Consider the following 18757-nt stretch of genomic DNA (forward strand, 5'->3'; position numbering starts at 1 on the left):
CCCATGGTCTTCTGCCCAGGCTGAGAAGCCGCAGCAGGGTTCGAGAACGAGGAGTCGAACCGCGGATCGTGGGAAACCGATGCCCTCACCGGGGCGAGGAGATGACCGGATGGCCTGCTGCGCAGCAGAACCAGAACGCCCGGCAGAGCCGGGCGTGGAAAGGCGATCAGTTCAGCGGATTCTGAGCCGACGCGGACGGGGTGGTGGCCGCCTGGTCTTCGCTGAGCACGCGGCGGGCGCCATTGAAGCGGCGCTGCCAGTACGAAGCGCTCATGTCTTCCACGCGGACTTCCGCACCGCTGCGGGGCGAGTGGATGAACTTGCCGTCGCCCAGGTACAGGCCCACATGGCTGTAGGCGCGGCGCATGGTGTTGAAGAAGACGAGGTCTCCGGGCTGGAGATCCTTCTTGTCGATGGTCTCGGTGGCTGCGGCCTGCTCATTGGCCCGGCGGGGAAGGGCGAGGCCGATGGTCTGGCCGTAGATCGCACGGATGAAACCGCTGCAATCGAATCCGCTGTCGGCCGTATTGCCCCCACGGCGGTACGGGACGCCGAGGAAGCCCATCGCGGTGGAGATCAGTTCGCCGGTACGGTCCTGGACGCTGGCCCGCACTTCGCGCAGCTGATTGAGCACCTGGTGCCTGTCGATGAGGAATCGGTCCAGGTCATCAGGCGCCGAAGTGGCTGCGTTGTTGTGGGGAGCGGCATGGGCGGTGGCGCAAACCAGTAACAAAAGGCAAATCCAACGTGACATGGGGCGCGAGGGTATCACGCGTTGGCCTTGTTTTAATTGCAAAAAATGTAGCCGCAGGTCTTTTTTCATGGCCTGGGGCTATCGTCGAGCACGTTTCTGCAGCCTGTTACCCAGTAACACCGGGGCGGTGAAACGGCACCCTGTCCCACACGAGGAAGCGCTTTGGAATCACGAAAAATCGGTGCAATTGCGAAAATTTCGCTGGCGTTCGCCGCATTTTGCTGGGGCTTGACGGCAATGGGCGGGAGTGCCACGGCAGCGGAAACGGCCCTCTCGCCGGTCCGCCCCGTGGAATCGGCCGTGTCTGTCACGGTTGATGACATCACGGATGGGCTGTCCAACCCCTGGGGGCTGGCATTTCTTCCTGATGGCCGTTTCCTCGTGACGGAACGGATCGGCCGCTTGCGGGTGGTGGAAGCCGACGGCAGGAAGGGTGCTCCGCTGCAAGGACTGCCTCCCATCGCTGCGGGTGGCCAGGGCGGGCTGCTCGACGTCGCGACGGATGCGCAATTCGAGCGCAACCGCCGCATCTTCTTCTGCTTCTCCGAGCCGGACGGGCGCAATGGCGACGTCAACGGCACGGCCCTGGCCAGCGCCGTGCTGCCCCCCGGCGAGGAGGGTTTGCAGGATGTGCGCATCATCTTTCGCCAGCAGCCCAAGGTGGCGAGCCGCCTGCATTTCGGATGCCGCATCGCCCAGGCGGGAGATGGGTCGATCTTCCTCACGCTGGGTGAGCGCTGCGAACGCAAGGACGATGCGCAAAAGCTGGACAACCACCTGGGGAAGGTCGTGCATGTCATGCCTGACGGCTCGCCGGCCCCCGGCAATCCGTTCGTCGGTCGTTCCGGGGGGCTGCCCGAGATCTGGAGTTGGGGACACCGCAATTCCCAGGGCGCGGTGATCGGGCCTGATGGCCGGCTGTGGATGCATGAGCACGGCCCGCAAGGCGGCGACGAAATCAACGTGCCGCAGGCCGGCCGCAACCATGGATGGCCCGTGGTCACCTTCGGCGAGAACTACGGCGGCGGAAAGATCGGGGAAGGGCTGACGCAGAAGGCCGGCATGGAGCCGCCGCTGCATTACTGGGTGCCGTCGATCGCTCCTTCGGGCATGGCGTTCCTGACGAGCGATCGCTACGGGCCTGCATGGAAGGGCAGCCTGTTCGTCGGTTCGCTGAAGTTCGCGCGCCTGCACCGACTGGAACTGAAGGACGGCAGGGTGGTGCGCGACGAGTTCCTGCTGTCGGGCCTGGGCCAGCGGATCCGCGATGTGCGGCAGGGGCCCGATGGCTGGCTTTACGTGCTGACGGACAGCCCGCAGGGCCGGCTGCTGCGGCTGCGTCCACCCGGCTCCTGATGGGTACCTTTCCGGGAAGGCCGGCCATATTGCGACAATGCACCTCTCCTTGTTCATGGCTTGCCTTTCCGACCGATGCTGCTTGATGCCCTCGAATCCCAACTCGTGCTGGTGGACTACCAGGAACGCCTGATGCCCGCCATCTCCGACGGCCCGTCCGTGCTGGCCAACGCACGGCTGCTGGCGCAGGTGGCCCGCGCGCTCGAGGTGCCCGTGTGGGGCACCGAACAGAATCCCTCCCGGCTGGGCCCGAACGATGCCGCGCTGCGGTCGCTCTGCCGCAAGACGCTGGCCAAGATGCAGTTCAGCGCGGCGGAAGAAGGCCTGGGCGAATGGCTGCGTCCCCCGGCAAGGCCGCAGCAGGGCGGCAACGCCCGCAGCCTGCCGCGCCACCTGCAGAAACCCGCCCAGCAACAGGCCGCCGCCGACGCGCGCGGCAGCATCGTGATCGCTGGCTGCGAGGCGCATGTGTGCCTTTTGCAGACGGCGCTGGACCTGCTCGAGGACGAGTTCGAGGTCTGGGTGGTGACCGATGCGTGCGGGTCGCGCACCGAGCGCAACCGCGACGCCGCCTTCGACCGGCTGGCGGGGGCGGGGGCGGAGCTGGTCACCACGGAAATGGTGGCGTTCGAATGGCTGCGGGGCTGCGAACACCCGGCGTTCAAGGAAGTGCTGGCACTCGTGAAGTAGCGCGTGGCGGCGCGGCTGTCAGGCTGCCGCAAGCGCAGGGTGAATGATGCTGTCTGCAAGCCCGCGTGCGAACATGCGCGGGCCATAACGACAAGCAGGAGACACCCATGGGCCGCTATGCCGACTTCCACCGCCGCTCCCTGCAGGAGCGCGATGCTTTCTGGGCCGAGCAGGCCCGCCTGATCGACTGGCAGGTGGCGCCCCGGCGCATCTGCAACTACGACCGGCCACCGTTCGCGCGCTGGTTCGAGGGCGGCACCACCAATCTCTGCCACAACGCGGTGGACCGGCACCTCGCGCAGCGCGGCAGCGAAGCGGCGCTGATCGCGATCTCGTCCGAAACCGACTCCGAGCGCATCTACAGCTTCGCCGAGCTGCACGCGGAAGTGCAGCGCATGGCGGCCGCCCTGCGGTCCCTCGGGGTACAGGCGGGGGACCGGGTGCTGATCTACATGCCGATGGTGGCCGAGGCCGCGTTCGCCATGCTGGCCTGCGCCCGCATCGGGGCGCTGCACTCGGTGGTGTTCGGCGGCTTCGCGTCGGGCGCGCTGGCTTCGCGGATCGACGATGCCGAGCCGGTGGCCATCGTCAGCGCGGACGCGGGCTCGCGCGGGGGCAAGGTGGTGCCCTACAAGCCGCTGCTGGACGAGGCGCTGCGGCTGTCTCGCCACCAGCCGGGCGCGGTGCTCCTCGTGGACCGCGGGCTGGCCCCGATGGAGCTGCAGCCGGGACGCGACCACCCCTGGGAGGAGTTGCGGGCGCGGCATCTGGACGCGCGGGTGGACTGCGAATGGCTGGACGCCGCCCATCCGAGCTACACGCTCTACACCAGCGGCACCACCGGCCGGCCCAAGGGCGTGCAGCGGGATACGGGGGGATACGCGGTGGCGCTGGCGGCCAGCATGCGGCATATCTTCGATGCCGGGGCGCAGGGTTCCGGTGGCGCGCAGGCCCCGGGCGTGTTCTTCGCCACAAGCGACATCGGCTGGGTGGTGGGGCACAGCTATATCGTCTATGGCCCGCTCATCGCCGGCATGGCGACGGTAATGTACGAGGGCCTGCCGATCCGTCCGGACGCGGGCGTCTGGTGGCGCATCGTCGAGCGGCACCGCGTGACGCACATGTTCTCGGCGCCCACGGCCGTGCGCGTGCTGAAGAAGCAGGATCCGGAGTGGCTGCGGCGCCATGACCTGTCGAGCCTGAAGGCACTGTGGCTGGCGGGCGAGCCGCTGGACGCGCCCACGGCGCAATGGATCGGCGAGGCGCTGGGCGTGCCCATCGTGGACAACTACTGGCAGACCGAGACCGGCTGGCCGATCCTCACGCTGGCCAACGGGGTGGAGCCGCAGGCGTCCCGTGCGGGCAGCCCGGGCAAGGCCATGTACGGCTACGACGTGAAGCTGATCGACCAGGCCACGGGCGAGGAGCTCACGGAGCCGGACCGCAAGGGCGTGCTCGCCATCGAGGGGCCGCTGCCTCCGGGCTGCATGCAGACCGTGTGGCGCGACGACGAGCGCTTCGTCCAGACGTACTGGAAGAGCATTCCCGGGCGCATGGTGTACAGCACGTTCGACTGGGGCATCCGCGACCGGGACGGCTACTACTTCATCCTGGGGCGCACCGACGACGTGATCAACGTGGCCGGGCACCGGCTGGGCACGCGGGAGATCGAGGAGGCGATCGCCGCCCATCCTCAGGTGGCGGAGGTGGCCGTGGTGGGCGTGGCCGATGCGCTCAAGGGCCAGGTGGCGATGGCCTTCGCGGTGGCGCGCGATCCGGCGGCCGTGGCCGACGCGGCGGACCGCCGGCGGCTGGAAGGGGATGTGATGCAGATCGTGGACCAGCGGCTCGGCGCCGTGGCCCGGCCATCGCGCGTGCATTTCGTGTCGCTGCTGCCCAAGACGCGCAGCGGCAAGCTGCTGCGCCGCGCGCTGCAGGCCGTGGCCGAGCGCCGCGACCCCGGGGATCTCACCACCATGGAAGATCCCTCGGCGCTGCAGCAGGTGAGGGATCTGCTGGCCGGAGCGGCATAGTGCGGCAGGGCGGTGGTGCGGGGCGGTGCATGCTCCTCCGCCCCGCGGTTCATCCGGCGGTGCGCAGCTGCGCGCGCAGGATCTTGCCCACGGGCGACTTCGGCAACTGCGCGCTGAAGACGATCTGCCGGGGCACCTTGTAGGCCGTGAGCTGCGTGCGGCAGTAGCGCTCGACGGCCTCCGCATCCAGCCCGGTGCCGCGGGGCACCACGTAGGCCCGCACGGCTTCTCCGGTGGCGGCATCCGGTACACCGACCACCGCCGCCTCGAGGATGCCGGGATGCGCCGCGAGCACGTCTTCCACTTCATTGGGATAGACGTTGAAGCCCGACACGAGAATCATGTCCTTCTTGCGGTCCACGATGCGCACATGCCCGTCGGCATCCATCTGCGCGATGTCGCCCGTGCGGAGCCAGCCATCCACGATGGCGCTCGCACTGTCCTGCGGCGAATTCAGGTAGCCGGCGGCCACCTGGGGCCCCTGCACGAGCAGTTCGCCGCGTTCGCCAACGCCCAGGTCGTTGCCGTCGGCATCGACGATCCGCACCTGGCACCCGGGCATGGGCAGGCCCACGGTGCCCGTGCGGGGCGCCCCGGTGGGTGGATTGCAGGACACGATGCAGGTGGTTTCCGTCATGCCGTAGCCTTCCAGGATGGGGCAGACCAGGGCCGTCCACGCCTGGGCCGTGGAGGGGCGCAACGCCGTTCCGCCCGAGAAGGCGAAGCGGAGCTTCGGGGGGCGCTCCTGGAACCACGGCTCCGCGAGCAGCCCGGCGTAGAGCGTGTCCACCCCGGACATCCAGTCCACCTCGAAATCCTCGAAGGCGCGGCGCAGGTGGGCGACCGGCCGGGGATTGGGCACGAGCAGGTTTCTCGCGCCGAAGGTGAAGAACACCAGGAAATTCACCATGAAGGCGAAGATATGGTAGAGCGGCAGCACGGTCAGGATGGTCTCGCCGCGGCGTGGGCCGTCGTACGCCTGCAGGAAGTCCCGCGTCATCTGGAGCGTCGCGAGGATGTTCCGGTGGGTGATCACCGCACCCTTGCTGCGCCCCGTGGTGCCGCCCGTGTATTGGTACAGCGCGACCGGGTGGTTTCGCCAGATGGGCTTGCTCAATGATTGCCCTGCCTGCAGGGCGTCCGCCATGCGGGTGGGCGCCGGTGCCGGGCGGCCGGACTCCGGCAGCGCATCGCGGATGGCCGAGGCGACGGGCTCCGCGAAGAAATCCCACGGGCTGGCCGCCATGAGCCGCAGCCCCAGTTCCGCGGCGACGGGCTGCGCCACCTGGAGGAACAGGTCGGAGGCCAGGAGCAGCTTCGCACCGGAGTCCTGCAGCTGCAGTTTCAGCTCCCGCCCGGTGTACAGGGGATTGACGTTCGTCACGATGAGTCCGGCCTTCCAGGCGCCGAAGACCGCGATGGGGTAGTGCAGGCACGTGGGCAGCTGTACCGCAATGACTTCGCCGGCTTCGAATCCCATCTCGTGGACCAGGAACGCCGCGAAGGCGTCGGACAGCGCATCCACTTCCTGGAAACTGTGGAAAGTGCTGGCACCCGTCGGGAGCACGAGCCCGAACGCGGCTTCGGACTGGCAGCGCGCCGCGGCTTCGGTGGCCAGCGTGGCTGCATTCGCGGGCAGGGACGCGAGGTCCACGCGGTAGCCGCGCAGGCTGGGGGGAAAGGAGGCTTCCCAGAGCTCTCGGTGCAGGGCGGTCATGTCTCTTTTGTCTCCATTCTTTTTCTGGTGGGTTCCGGCGTCAGGCACTGGCCTTGAAAGCGGGCATGCTGTCGCCGAGGCGCCTGCCCATTTCCGCTCCCAGGGCCTGCAGGCCGCTCAGCGGGCGCACCATGACCTCGAACTCCACGATCCGCCCCTCGTCGTCGAAGCGGATGAGATCGATGCCCTTGAGGTCCTTGCCGGCGACGCTCGCGCTGAATTCCAGCACCACGTTCAGGCCGTCGCCGCTGACCAGCTGGCGGTGGTAGGTGAAGTTCTCGAAGACCTGGATCACGGTGGTCAGCGCCAGGATGAGCGCCGGGGCGGATGCGTAGGCCGTGTGCGCCATCGGCGAGCGGAACACGGCGTCGGGGTGGACGATGGTGTGCAGGTCGCCGAGATCCTTCCTGGCGATCATGGCGTGCCAGACATCGAGCGATCGGGCGATCTCGGGATGGGCGTGGGGTGGGGATTGCGTCATGGGAATGTCTCCTCGGTGGGGTGGAACGAAGGGGATGGAAGCCGCCCGCGGATCAGATGCGCGCGGCGAGGGTGGTGCCCTGGAGAATGGCGCGCTTGGCGTCCAGCTCGGCGGCCACGTCGGCGCCGCCGATCAGGTGCACGGAGCAGCCCGCGTCGCGCAGCGCATCGTGGAGCTCGCGCAGCGGCTCCTGGCCGGCGCAGACCACGATGTTGTCCACCTCGAGCACCTGCGGCTGGCCGTCCACGGTCATGTGCAGGCCTGCGTCGTCGATGCGTTGGTACGACACTCCCGATGTCATGGCGACGCGCCGTGCCTTGAGGGAGGTCCGGTGGATCCAGCCGGTGGTCTTGCCGAGCTGGTCTCCGACCTTGGTGGCCTTGCGCTGCAGCAGGTGCACCCGGCGCGCGGGCGGCGCGACCTGGGCGCGGCCCAGGCCACCCGGCTGCGCATAGGTGGTGTCGATGCCCCATTCCTCGTAGAACCTGGCGGGGTCGACAGCGCCGCTTTCTCCGGCATGCGTCAGGAATTCGCCCACGTCGAACCCGATGCCGCCCGCGCCGATGACCGCCACGCTATGGCCCACGGGCTTGCCGTCGCGGAGCACGTCCAGGTAATTCAGGACCTTGGGATGCTCCACGCCGTCGATGGCGGGAATGCGCGGCGCGATGCCCGTGGCGAGGACGATCTCGTCGAAGCCCGCGCCGGCCAGTTCCTCTGCGCCGATGCGCGTGCCCAGCTTCACGGTCACGCGGTGCAGTTCGAGCTGGCGCTGGAAGTAGCGCAGCGTTTCATGGAACTCTTCCTTGCCCGGCACCTTCTTCGCGATGTTGAGCTGGCCGCCGATCTCTGCGCCGGCATCGAAGAGGGTCACGTCGTGGCCACGCTGCGCGGCCGTGACCGAGAACGCGAGGCCGGCCGGGCCCGCACCGACCACGGCGATGCGCTTGCGCGCGCGGGCGGGTTCGATCACCAGTTCGGTCTCATGGCAGGCACGGGGGTTGACCAGGCAGGAGGTGATCTTGCCGCCGAAGGTGTGGTCCAGGCAGGCCTGGTTGCAGGCGATGCAGGTGTTGATCTCGTCGGCGCGGCCCTGGCGCGCCTTGCGCACGAAGTCCGCATCGGCCAGCAGCGGGCGGGCCATGGAGACCATGTCCGCATACCCTTCGGCCAGGAGCCGCTCGGCCACTTCGGGCGTGTTGATGCGGTTCGACGTGACGAGCGGGATGCCCACGTGGCCCATGACGCGCTGCGTGACCCAGGCGTAGGCCGCGCGCGGCACCTTGGTGGCGATGGTGGGAATGCGGGCCTCGTGCCAGCCGATGCCCGTGTTGAGGATCGTCGCGCCCGCCGCTTCGATGGCCTTTGCCAGTTCGATGACTTCTTCCAGCGTGGAGCCGCCCTCGACCAGGTCCAGCATGGAAAGCCGGTAGATGATGATGAAGTCCCGGCCGACCCGCTCTCGGGTGCGGCGCACGATCTCGACCGGAAGGCGCATGCGCCGGGCATGGCTGCCGCCCCATTCGTCGCTGCGGTGGTTGGTGCGCGCGGCGATGAACTCGTTGATCAGGTAGCCCTCGGAGCCCATGATCTCCACGCCGTCGTAGCCGGCGTATTGCGCCAGCGCGGCGCACCGCGCGAAGTCCTCGATGGTCTGCTCGACCTCTTCGGAGGCCAGCGCATGCGGCGTGAAGGGATTGATGGGGGCCTGCAGCGCGCTGGGCGCCACGAGCTGGGGGTGGTAGGCATAGCGCCCGAAATGCAGGATCTGCATGGCGATCTTGCCGCCTTCGGCATGAACGGCCCGCGTGACGATGCGGTGGTGCTCCGCCTCGCCTTCGTCCACGAGCATGGCGCCGCCCCGCATGGGCCGGGCCCGTTCGTTGGGGGCAATGCCGCCGGTGACGATGAGCCCGACCTCGCCGCGCGCGCGTTCGGCATAGAAGGCCGCCATGCGCTCGAACCCGTTGGGAGCTTCTTCCAGGCCCACGTGCATGGAGCCCATGAGCACGCGGTTGCGCAGGACGGTGAAGCCCAGATCGAGCGGAGCATGCAGGTGGGGGTAGGGGGATCGTGGGTCCATCGTGGTCTGCTTTTCGAAAGTTATCACCGATAAGATTTGGGCGGGAAAAACACGCCCGGCGCTGGCGCATCGGGACGCGGGCCCATGTTAGGACTTAATCTTACTGATGTAAAGATTCCTGCCTGTGCTAAGTTCCGCCACCCATGAAGACTTCCGCTCCACGCTCCCGAGATACCTACCACGTGGGCAATCTCGCCCCACGCCTGCTGGGGGCGGCGCGCGAGATGCTGGAAGAAGTGGGGCCCACGAAGCTCTCGCTGCGGGCGGTGGCCGAGCGGGTCGGCGTGAGTTCGGCCGCGGCGTACCACCATTACGCCCACCGGGCGGAACTCATCGGGCATTTGGCAGGGCAGGGCTTTCGCGAGCTGGCCCAGGCCCTCGCCGCGCGTGACAGGCGGGCCTCCGGCGTGCGCAAGGTGCGCGACGCCAGCCTGATCTACTTCCGCTTCGCGCGCAGCAATCCGGCCCTGTACCAACTCATGTTCGGCGCGGAGTTCGCCACGGGCGAGATGATTCCCGAATTGCGCTCCGCGCGGGAGCTGGCCTTCGGCGAACTGAGGAGCACGATCGCCGAGGTGCTCGGACAGGATGCGCAGACCCCCGAGGTGCGCCGCGCCGCGCGCGCAGGCTGGTCCTATACGCACGGGCTCACGTCGCTCGTGATCCATGGTGTGTTGCACATCCCGGCAGGCATGACGGAGGAGCGTTTTCTGGACGGCACGCTGCAGGGCCTGGCGCATCTCTTCCAGACGGGAGCCCAGGGCGGCTCCGGGGCGGGCTGACCGCATTGCGTGGCCTGGAGGCGGCCACCGGGCAGCCTCACACCACCACGGGCGGGCGCCAGGTTTCCGGGGCGCGCCACTGTGCCATCCATTCGGGAAATTCCTCGGGCGGCATGGGGCGGGAGATACAGTACCCCTGGGCCAGGTTGCAGCCCAGGCGCATCAGGGTCAGGCCCTGGGCTTCCGTCTCCACGCCCTCGGCCACGATGGAGTAGCCGAAGGAGCGCGCGAGACCGATGACGCCCTGCACGATCGCGTAATCGCCCCGGTCGCTCATCATGCCGTGCACGAAGCTCCGGTCGAGCTTGAGCGTGTCCATGGGCAGCCGGCGCAGGTAGGACAGCGACGAGTAGCCCGTGCCGAAGTCGTCGAGCGACACGGTGATGCCGAGTTCGCGCAACTGCGTCAACTGCGGCGCCACGTGGTCCATGTCGTAGAGTGCCGCGCTTTCGGTGATTTCCAGGTCGAGCAGGCGGTGCGGTATGGCGGGCCGCCGGGCCATGCGGCCTGCCAGCCATTGCGCGAATCCTGCCTGCTGCAGGTGGCGCGCCGAGATGTTCACGCTCACGGGCAGTTCCAGGCCACCTGCGCGCAACTGCTCGATCAGGTCCAGCGCCGAATCGACCACCCATTCACCGAAGGCGGCTTCGAGTTCCGCGCCTTCGATGAGGTGCAGGAAGGCCCCTGGCGCCAGGATGCCCTGGTCGGGGTGCTTCCACCGTGCCAGGGCTTCCGCGCCGACGACCGCGCCGGAGCGCATGTCCACCTTGGGCTGCAGGTAGAGCATGAACTGTCCCCGGGCCAGGGCTTCGCGCATGCGCTCGGCCTGCTCGCGCAGCGTCTGCCGGGCGCGCTCCTGTGCCGCATCGAAAGGTTGCACGCGGTTGCGCCCGCCCTGCTTGGCGCCGTACATCGCATGGTCGGCATGGCGCAGCAGCGTGTCGGCATCGGAGGCATCCTCGGGGTAGAGCGTGTAGCCCACGCTGGCGGTGACCGTGACACGCTCCGTGCCCAGCGTGTAGGGCGCGGCGAGGTTGTCCATGAGGCGGCGCAGCAGCTGTTCGGCATCGGCGCGCGATTGCAGCTCGGGCATCAGCAGCACGAATTCGTCCCCGCCGAGCCGTGCCACGCAATCCACGGGCCGCAGGGCCCGGGTGAGCCGGCCCGCCACGATCACCAGGAGCCGGTCGCCCGCGCTGTGGCCCAGCCGGTCGTTCACCGGCTTGAATCCATCGAGGTCCAGGTAGGCCACGCCCAGCTGCCATCCGCCGGCGCGCGCCTGCGCCATGGCCTGTTCCAGGCGGCGTGCGAGCTGCACCCGGTTGGGCAGGCCCGTGAGCGCGTCGAAGTGGGCCAGTTGCTGGAGCATGTCCTCCTGCACGCGCTGGCTGGTCACGTCGATGGAGACGCCGAGCATGCGCCCGGGGCGGCCCCGCTCGTCGTAGCCCACGATCTTGCCGAGGTTGCGCACCCAGCGGCCCGCGGAAGCTCCCGGAGGGGCGGACGGGCCGGACGCCACCTGCCAGGTCGCATCGAAGTGGGTATCGGGACGGGCGACGTGCCGCTCCAGGGCATCGGTGACGTTCTCGATGTCGGCGGGCGCCATGCCGCTGGTCCAGTGCACCCCTGCGCCCGCCGGCGGCTCGGCGGTGCCCGCCATGCCGTGCAGTTCGCGCCAGCGCGCATCGCCCGTGACCGTGCCCGTGGAGATGTTCCAGTCCCACAGGCCGAGGGAGGCGGCAGACAGGGTGAGCGACAGCAGTGCCTCGCGGTCGCGGATGAGGTCTTCGTTGCGCTTGCGTTCGGTGATGTCGTGCGCGGAGACCAGCCAGACGGGCGTTCCGTCGAGCTCGGCGGCATGCAGGGACTGCAGCAGGGTGCGGTCGCCACCGGTGCGCGGGTGGATCGTGACTTCGAGCGCGTTGTGCACGGTGCGGCCGCTCATGGTGTCGAGCAGCTGCCGGCGCCCCTCTGCCGAAAACAGGCCCAGCTCCACGGCGGTGCGGCCCAGCGCCTGCTCGCGCGGGATGCCGGTCAGCCGCTCCCAGGCTTCGTTGACCATGAGGTAGGCGCCATCCGCGCGCCGCGACATGAGCACGGGGTAGGGCATCAGCTCGAAGATGCGCATGAAGCGGTCTTCGGACTGGCTCAGCCGCTCGGCCGCGCGCTTCCACTCGTCGATGTCCTGCATCACCCCCCGCACGCCGGTGACGGCGCCGGCTTCGAGCACCGGTTCGGCGTGGACGCGCACCCAGACCGCGCGGCCGTCGTCCGCCCTCAGGATCTGCGCCTCGCAGGACCATCCCACGGCATTCTGGTGGCCGCGCCGGAACAGGTCCGCCAGGGTGTTCCTGAACGGCGCGGCGACGAAATCGCGCAGGTATTCGACCGGCCCGGGCAGCAGGGCGCCGCGGGGCAGGCCGTGGATGTCGAAGCACACGTCCGACCAGTACACCAGCCCCTGGCCGTGCCGGTGCTCCCAGACTCCCAGGCCCGCCATGCGGCCGGCCTGCACCAGCAGGCCGTGGGCGGCGGCCAGCTGGTCGTGCGCGCGCTGCGTGGCGGAAATATCCTGGAAAACCGAAACGATGCATTCCTCGCCGCCGATGCCGGCACGGCTGGCCGAAAACAGGCCCGGCACGATCCTCATGCCCGCGACCTGCACCTGGATGGGCATCCTCTGCACGCGGCCTTCGCGACGCAGGATGGCCAGCATGTCCTCCCGTGCCTGCCGTGACGGCCAGAGCCCGAGTTCGAGCGAGGTGCGGCCGACGGCGGCGGCGCGGGGGATGCCGAACAGCACCGAGAAGGCTGGGTTGATGTCGATGCAGCGACCATCTTCCAGGCGGGTGATGCAGGCCGGATCCGGCAATATCTGGTAGACGACGGAGTGCTGCTCTTCGGAGACCCGGACGGTGTCCTGCACCTGCCGCAGGGCCGTCGCGTCCAGGTGGATGCCGGCCATGCGGAGCACCTTCCCCTGGGCGTCGCGCTCGCATACCTGCCCGCGGGAGATGATCCAGCGCCAGCGGCCCTCGGTGTCGCGCATGCGGTATTCCACGCTGAAGGTGGCTTCGAGCCCGGCCACCATGTGCTGGAGCTGCGCCGCGAGCCGTTCGGTGTCGTCCGGATGGCGCAGGGCCGTCCAGCGGTCCACGTGGCAGCCTTCGCCGCCGGGCTCGATGCCGAGTGCTTCATAGACAGGGCCGTGGCAGACGAGGCGCCGCTCCTGGACGAACCATTCCCAGCGCCCCCCGCCGCTGGCGTCCAGCATCGCGTTCAGGTCGGCCTGGTGGCGGCCGAGGGCAGTGACGGCGCGCGCGCGGCCGAGCACCAGTTTCGCGCCTCCCCCCAGGAGCAGCACGCCCGCGAACTCCAGCCAGGGCGCTTGCCCGCCCCATGCGTGTGCCACGAAGGCCAGCATGAGCCCCAGGCCCGCCAGGTCCAGCCACGCCATCCGGGGCGGCAGGCGGCCCTGCGCCATGCGCCATGCGAGGCCCAGCACGCAGGCCGCTGCGAGCAGGCCGGCCGCCTGCGGCGTGGCCGCGGGCAGCAGCACGGCGCTGCCCAGGGCCGCCACCAGGGCACTCACCGCACCGGCCTGCAGGCCGAAGCAGAGTGCCGCGACGGCTGTGGGGACCGTGTCCATCCACGCGGCGTTGGCCAGAGGTCCCCATGAGGCCGTGCCTGCGGCCAGGCCTGCGAGCACGGGAAGGATGCGCCGGGAGGACGCATCGGCGAGAAGGCGCGAAGGCACGGCGGCCAGCAAGCCCACCAGTGCCAGGTGGAGCCAGAAGGAGAGGTCCGCGTCACCCGCCATGGAGCGCCCCCCGTGCAATGCCTGGTCCTCCGGACCGGGCGGCCGGGAGTGCGCGGGCTTGGCGGGCAATGTCGGGCATATGGCCGAGTTTAGGCGCTCGCGGAGCGATCCTGGCGGCAATTGCTGCCGCGGTTCCACAAATTGTCGGGCAGCCGTAGCGCGAGGCGCCGCAGCCTCCGGATCAGCGCCCGCGCGGGCGCACCAGCCCGGTGGAGAGCATGGTTCCGCACACGATGACCGCGCCGCAGCCGACCATCCACGGCGTGACGGATTCGCCCAGGAACAGGGCACCGTAGGCCACCGCGAACACGGGGGCGAGGAAGGTCACTGCGAGCGCCCGGCTCGGTCCGGCATGCGCGATCAACCGGAAATACAGGATGTAGGCGATGCCCGTGCACAGCACGGCGATGGCGATGACTGCAGCCCAGGCCCCGGGGCCCGGAGCCCGCGCCGGCCAGGACCACAGCGCGGGCAGGGCGAGCGCGAGGGTGGCGCCCAGCTGGCTGCCCGTGGCGGTGGCCAGCGGCGGCAGCCCGATCAGGCGCCGCCGGGCATAGCTGGCACCCACCGCGTAGCAGGTGGTGGCCAGCAGGCAGGCGCCGACCGCCCAGATGGCATGGCCCGACTTGAAACCGATCGCCGCGGGCGCGCGCCAGGCCAGCAGTGCCACGCCCGCGAAGCCGATCGCCAGACCGGCCCACCGCAGCCGGCCGATGCGGTCGCCGAGCCATGCCCACGCCACCAGCGCGCCGAACAGCGGCACGGTGGCATTCAGGATGGACGACAGCCCGGTGGTGATGTGCAGAACGGCCCAGGCATAGAGCGCGAACGGGATGGCGGAATTGATGACGCCGCCCAGCAGGATGGGCTTCCAGTGGCGGCGCAGTGCGGGCCACTGGCCCTGGCGCAGCAGGATGGGCCAGAGGAACAGGGTGGCCAGCGACACGCGCAGCCCCGCCGTGGGCAGGGGGCCGAATTCGGACGCGCCCAGGCGCATGAAGAGGAAGGAGGCTCCCCAGAGGGCGGAAAGCAGCAGGAATTCGCCGAGCCAGTGGCGGGCGGGCAGCACGCCAGCCGCCGCGGTCACGCCGCCACCCCGGCGCGCGGGCCGCCGATGCTGCAGCCCGCGGCGTCGCCTTCAGACCAGAGGGGCAGGGTGCGCAGGTGGTCAGGAAGCGCTCCTTCCAGCCTGAGCAGGGCAGTCTTGCGCGGCAGGCCTCCGGCATACCCGGTCAGGGTGCCGTCCGATCCGAGCACGCGGTGGCACGGCACGATCACGCTGACCGGATTGCGTCCAACCGCCGCGCCCACGGCCCGCACGGCGAGCGGGCGGCCCAGCGCGCGGGCCAGGGCCGCATAGCTGGTGACGGCGCCATGCGGTATCTCCACGAGGGCTTGCCAGACATCGCGCTGGAATGCGGTGCCGGCCGTGAGATCGAGCGGGATGTCGAACAGGCTGCGCCGGCCTTCCAGGTATTCGCGCAATTGCGAGGCCGTGGCGACCAGGACAGGATGCGAAGGGTCGTGCGGCCAGGCTCCCGGGCCATCGAGGCGGTCGGTGGGCTGGTGGCGCTGGCCGTCGAACCAGATACCGGCCAGGCCCGAGGCGGAGGCGGCAAGGCGCATGTCGCCGAGCGGGCTGGGGATGCGCATCTGGACGAGGGCAGAGGGGGAAACGGTGGGAAGCGGCATGGCGGGAGTCTGTCGATGGAAAGAAAGGAAGGGGGCGCAGGGCTGCAGCGTGGCGTGCGCTCAGGGGACCGTGCGGGCAGGGGGAGGCGGCCGGGTTTCGGCCGGCTCCGGGCGGCTGGTGCCGGCCCAGGCACGCACGACGGCGTAGCTGCGCCACGGCCGCCATGCCTGGGATGCGTCCTCCGCCGCACGCGAGGGCCGGGGGGCAGACTGCACCGCCAGTGCCTTGTGCAGCGCGACGTCGCCCGCGGGAAAGGCGTCGGGCCACCGCAGTGCGCGCATGGCGATGTACTGCGCCGTCCAGTCGCCGATGCCGGGCAGGGCGCGGAGGGCCGCGATGGTGGCCTCCACATCGGCCGCGGCGTGCAGTGCGAGACGGCCCTCCGCCACCGCCCGGGACAGCGCCAGGATGGCCGCCTGGCGCTGGCGCACGATGCCGAGCCGGCCCAGCGCCTCGCCATTGCAGCCGGCCAGCACCGATGGCGCAGGGAACAGCCGGCTCAGATCCGGCCAGGGCGTGGCGACGGGTTCGCCCCAGCGTTCCACCACGCGCTGCGCCAGCGTGCGTGCCGCGGCGACCGTGACCTGCTGGCCGAGCACGGCACGCACGGCCAGCTCGAAGCCGTCCCACGCGCCAGGAACGCGCAATCCGTCGCCGTGCGGAAAATCGCCGTGCAGCACGGCATTGATCGCCTCGGGGTCCGCGTCCAGGTCCAGCATGCCGCGCACGCGGGCGATGACACCCGGCAGGGCCGGCAGGAGGCTGCTGGAGACGCTCAGCACCACATGCGGCTTCGGCGCACCGCCCCGCGCGGCTGCCGTGCCGCTGTCGAAGCGTGCTGCCAGCCAGCCGATGCACTCGCGTCCTTCCGCGTCAGGCAGCCTGGCGGTGCGGCGCAGTTCGAGACCCGCGGCCGCATCCACGGCTTCCATGCCGTGGATGCGGCGCTGCGCGAAAAAGTCCAGCAGGGCCGCGATGTCCAGCGGCGGCCGGTAAGCCAGGCGTACCGCGCCGGAGGCCGGGCCCGCCGCGGCCTGGCTGCCCGCGCGGCGCAGCGCGGTGGGTTGCAGCCGGTAGTGCCCGGAAAAGGCGGCATTGAACCGCCGGACGCTCCCGAAGCCGCTGGCCAGAGCGACCTGGGTCACGGGCAGGTCGGTATCGGTGAGCAACTGCTTGGCCGTCAGCAGCCGGCGGGTTTGCAGGTACTGGAGCGGCGAGATGCCCAAAGCCGCCTCGAACACCCGGCGCAGGTGCCGGTCGCTCACGCCCAGGCGGGCCGCCAGGCGCTGGACGGGAGCGCTGCCGCCGGTTCCCGCAGCGGCCGCGTCCCATGCGCCTTCCGCATCCAGGAACCGCAGGGCCTCGCGCACCAGGATGCTGCGCGCATCCTGTACGGACCAGGCGGGCACGCGCGGCGCAAGTTCGGGCCGGCAGCGCAGGCAGGGCCGGAAACCGGCGCTTTCCGCCTGGGCGGCCAGTGCAAAAAAGCGGCAGTTCTCGCGGCGCGGCGTGCGGACCGCACAGACGGGCCGGCAATAGATGCCCGTGGACGTGACGCCGGTGAAGAACCGTCCGTCGAAACGCGCGTCGCGTGCCGCGAGGGCCAGATAGCGGCCGTCGTCCAGCGCTTCGGCAGTGGGCGGGGCGGCAGGGGCGTCGGGCGATTGCATGCAGGCCATCATAGGCGCCGGACAGGGCGGCGCTGGCCGTTTCCGGACCTGTGCCTGCCGCTTCAGGGGGCCGGGCCGGCGGGCGCCAAGATGCGGCCTCCGCCTACGCATGGCCCGGCCGCCGGGCGTGTGCGCGACGCCTACAATCCCCGCGAATCCGCAGATGGCGCGCTTCCGTTACCGGGAGCGCGCCGCATCCGCTCCACCGGCCCATGCACAGCCGCGCCGGCGCCATCCGGGCGCCCTGGCCGCATTGCGGGCCTGACAGCAAAGGAACCATCCCGTGCAGCTTCATTCCGCCATCTTCAAGGCCTACGATATCCGCGGCGTCGTGCCGACCACCCTGACCGAAGATGTGGCGCGCGCCCTGGGTCGTGCATTCGGCACGGCGGCCCGGCGCGAAGGCCAGACCACCGTCGCGGTGGGGCGTGACGGGCGGCTGTCCGGCCCGGCGCTGTCCGGCGCGCTGATCGAAGGGCTGGTGGATGCCGGCATCGAGGTGATCGACGTCGGCGCCGTGACCACGCCGATGCTGTACTTCGCGGCCCACACCCTGTGCCAGAGCGGCATCCAGGTGACGGGCAGCCACAATCCCAAGGACTACAACGGCTTCAAGATGGTGCTGGCCGGCCGTGCCATCTACGGCGAGGAAATCCAGGGCCTGCGCCGCACGATGGAAGAAGAAAGCTGGCAGCTGCAGCCCGGGGGATCGGTGCGGCAGGCCGACGTGCTGGCCGCCTATGTGCAGCGCATCACGTCCGATGTGAAGCTCGAGCGCCCCATCAAGATCGTGGTGGACAGCGGCAACGGCATCGCGGGTGCTTCGGCTCCGGGAATCTTCCGCGCGCTGGGCTGCGAGGTGATCGAGCTGTTCTCCCAGGTGGACGGCAATTTCCCCAACCACCATCCGGACCCCAGCAAGCCCGAGAACCTGCGCGACCTGATCCGCGCGCTGCAGGAAAGCGACGCCGAACTGGGCCTGGCCTTCGACGGCGACGGCGACCGGCTGGGCATCGTCACCAAGGACGGGCAGAACATCTTCCCCGATCGCCAGATGATGCTGTTCGCGCGCGACGTGCTGTCGCGCGTGCCGGGCGCTCCCATCCTGTTCGACGTGAAGTGCACCCAGCGCCTGGCGCCGGCCATCGAGGCCGTGGGCGGACAGGCGGTGATGTACAAGACCGGGCATTCGCTCATCAAGGCCCGCATGAAGGAGCTCGATTCCCCTCTGGGCGGCGAGATGAGCGGCCACATTTTCTTCAAGGAGCGCTGGTTCGGCTTCGACGACGGCACCTACGCCGGCTGCCGCCTGCTCGAGATCCTGAGCCGCCATGCCGACCCGAGCGCGGTGCTCAACGACCTGCCCACCAGCCATTCCACGCCCGAGCTGAACGTGGCGTGCGAAGAGGGCGAGCCCCACCGCCTGACGGCCGAGCTGCAGGCGCTGGCGCAGAGCGCCTTCCCGGAGCCTGCGCGCATCAGCACCATCGACGGCCTGCGGGTGGACTGGCCGGACGGCTTCGGCCTGATCCGCGCGAGCAACACCACGCCCGTGCTGGTGCTGCGCTTCGAGGGGCATACGTCCGAGGCCCTGCATCGCATCGAAGCCGCCATGCTGGAGCTGCTGCAGCGCGTGAAGCCCGGCGCCGCCCCGGGCGCGGCCGCGCATTGAGCACCG

General features: G+C 69.9%; 13 protein-coding genes. 5 read left to right on the plus strand and 8 right to left on the minus strand.

Annotation, left to right across the window (positions count from 1 at the left end; translation table 11 throughout):
• Positions 1–166: 166 nt before the first annotated feature.
• Complete coding sequence (locus ACGHC0_RS12820; protein WP_019701984.1) at positions 167–754, minus strand: C40 family peptidase; 588 nt, start codon at positions 752–754, stop codon at positions 167–169.
• 237 nt (positions 755–991) lie between these two features.
• Here ACGHC0_RS12820 and ACGHC0_RS12825 point away from each other — a divergent pair, with 237 nt between their 5' ends.
• From ACGHC0_RS12825 to ACGHC0_RS12835, 3 genes are all read left to right on the plus strand, one after another.
• Complete coding sequence (locus ACGHC0_RS12825; protein ID WP_415268412.1) at positions 992–2110, plus strand: PQQ-dependent sugar dehydrogenase; 1119 nt, start codon at positions 992–994, stop codon at positions 2108–2110.
• A gap of 75 nt (positions 2111–2185) precedes the next feature.
• Positions 2186–2800 carry an isochorismatase family protein gene (locus ACGHC0_RS12830; RefSeq protein ID WP_415265760.1) on the plus strand — a complete coding sequence of 205 codons (615 nt, stop codon included), beginning with the start codon at positions 2186–2188 and terminating at the stop codon, positions 2798–2800.
• A gap of 65 nt (positions 2801–2865) precedes the next feature.
• Positions 2866–4833 carry a propionate--CoA ligase gene (locus tag ACGHC0_RS12835; protein ID WP_415265761.1) on the plus strand — a complete coding sequence of 656 codons (1968 nt, stop codon included), beginning with the start codon at positions 2866–2868 and terminating at the stop codon, positions 4831–4833.
• Between the two features lie 49 nt (positions 4834–4882).
• Here ACGHC0_RS12835 and ACGHC0_RS12840 read toward each other — a convergent pair whose 3' ends face one another.
• The 3 genes from ACGHC0_RS12840 to ACGHC0_RS12850 are packed head-to-tail and all read right to left on the minus strand — an operon-like array spanning position 4883 to position 9114.
• A complete protein-coding gene (locus ACGHC0_RS12840) occupies positions 4883–6550 on the minus strand; it encodes a long-chain-fatty-acid--CoA ligase (protein WP_415265762.1) in 1668 nt (555 codons plus the stop codon).
• Between the two features lie 40 nt (positions 6551–6590).
• On the minus strand, positions 6591–7031 hold the full coding sequence (locus ACGHC0_RS12845; protein WP_415265763.1) for a nuclear transport factor 2 family protein: 441 nt from the start codon (positions 7029–7031) through the stop codon (positions 6591–6593).
• 52 nt (positions 7032–7083) lie between these two features.
• Positions 7084–9114: an FAD-dependent oxidoreductase gene (locus ACGHC0_RS12850; RefSeq protein ID WP_415265764.1), complete on the minus strand. Its 2031-nt coding sequence runs from the start codon at positions 9112–9114 to the stop codon at positions 7084–7086.
• 143 nt (positions 9115–9257) lie between these two features.
• Here ACGHC0_RS12850 and ACGHC0_RS12855 point away from each other — a divergent pair, with 143 nt between their 5' ends.
• Complete coding sequence (locus tag ACGHC0_RS12855; protein ID WP_415265765.1) at positions 9258–9896, plus strand: TetR/AcrR family transcriptional regulator; 639 nt, start codon at positions 9258–9260, stop codon at positions 9894–9896.
• Between the two features lie 37 nt (positions 9897–9933).
• On the opposite strand, the gene ACGHC0_RS12860 is transcribed toward ACGHC0_RS12855, so the two are convergent.
• The 4 genes from ACGHC0_RS12860 to ACGHC0_RS12875 form a co-directional block, all read right to left on the minus strand.
• Positions 9934–13716 carry an EAL domain-containing protein gene (locus tag ACGHC0_RS12860; RefSeq protein WP_415265766.1) on the minus strand — a complete coding sequence of 1261 codons (3783 nt, stop codon included), beginning with the start codon at positions 13714–13716 and terminating at the stop codon, positions 9934–9936.
• Positions 13717–13897: 181 nt separating this feature from the next.
• A complete protein-coding gene (locus ACGHC0_RS12865; protein ID WP_415265767.1) occupies positions 13898–14803 on the minus strand; it encodes a DMT family transporter in 906 nt (301 codons plus the stop codon).
• Positions 14800–15408: a methylated-DNA--[protein]-cysteine S-methyltransferase gene (locus ACGHC0_RS12870; RefSeq protein WP_415265768.1), complete on the minus strand. Its 609-nt coding sequence runs from the start codon at positions 15406–15408 to the stop codon at positions 14800–14802. Before ACGHC0_RS12870 ends, ACGHC0_RS12865 begins: the two co-directional genes overlap by 4 nt.
• A gap of 60 nt (positions 15409–15468) precedes the next feature.
• Positions 15469–17091, minus strand: a complete 1623-nt coding sequence (locus tag ACGHC0_RS12875) for a DNA-3-methyladenine glycosylase 2 family protein (RefSeq protein ID WP_415265769.1) — start codon at positions 17089–17091, stop codon at positions 15469–15471.
• A 271-nt stretch (positions 17092–17362) separates the two neighbouring features.
• Here ACGHC0_RS12875 and ACGHC0_RS12880 point away from each other — a divergent pair, with 271 nt between their 5' ends.
• Positions 17363–18751 carry a phosphomannomutase/phosphoglucomutase gene (locus tag ACGHC0_RS12880; RefSeq protein ID WP_415265770.1) on the plus strand — a complete coding sequence of 463 codons (1389 nt, stop codon included), beginning with the start codon at positions 17363–17365 and terminating at the stop codon, positions 18749–18751.
• The last annotated feature ends 6 nt before the right edge of the window (positions 18752–18757 follow it).

Source organism: Acidovorax sacchari, assembly GCF_042847045.1.
In the GTDB taxonomy this organism is placed as follows: Bacteria; Pseudomonadota; Gammaproteobacteria; order Burkholderiales; family Burkholderiaceae_C; genus Paracidovorax; species Paracidovorax sacchari.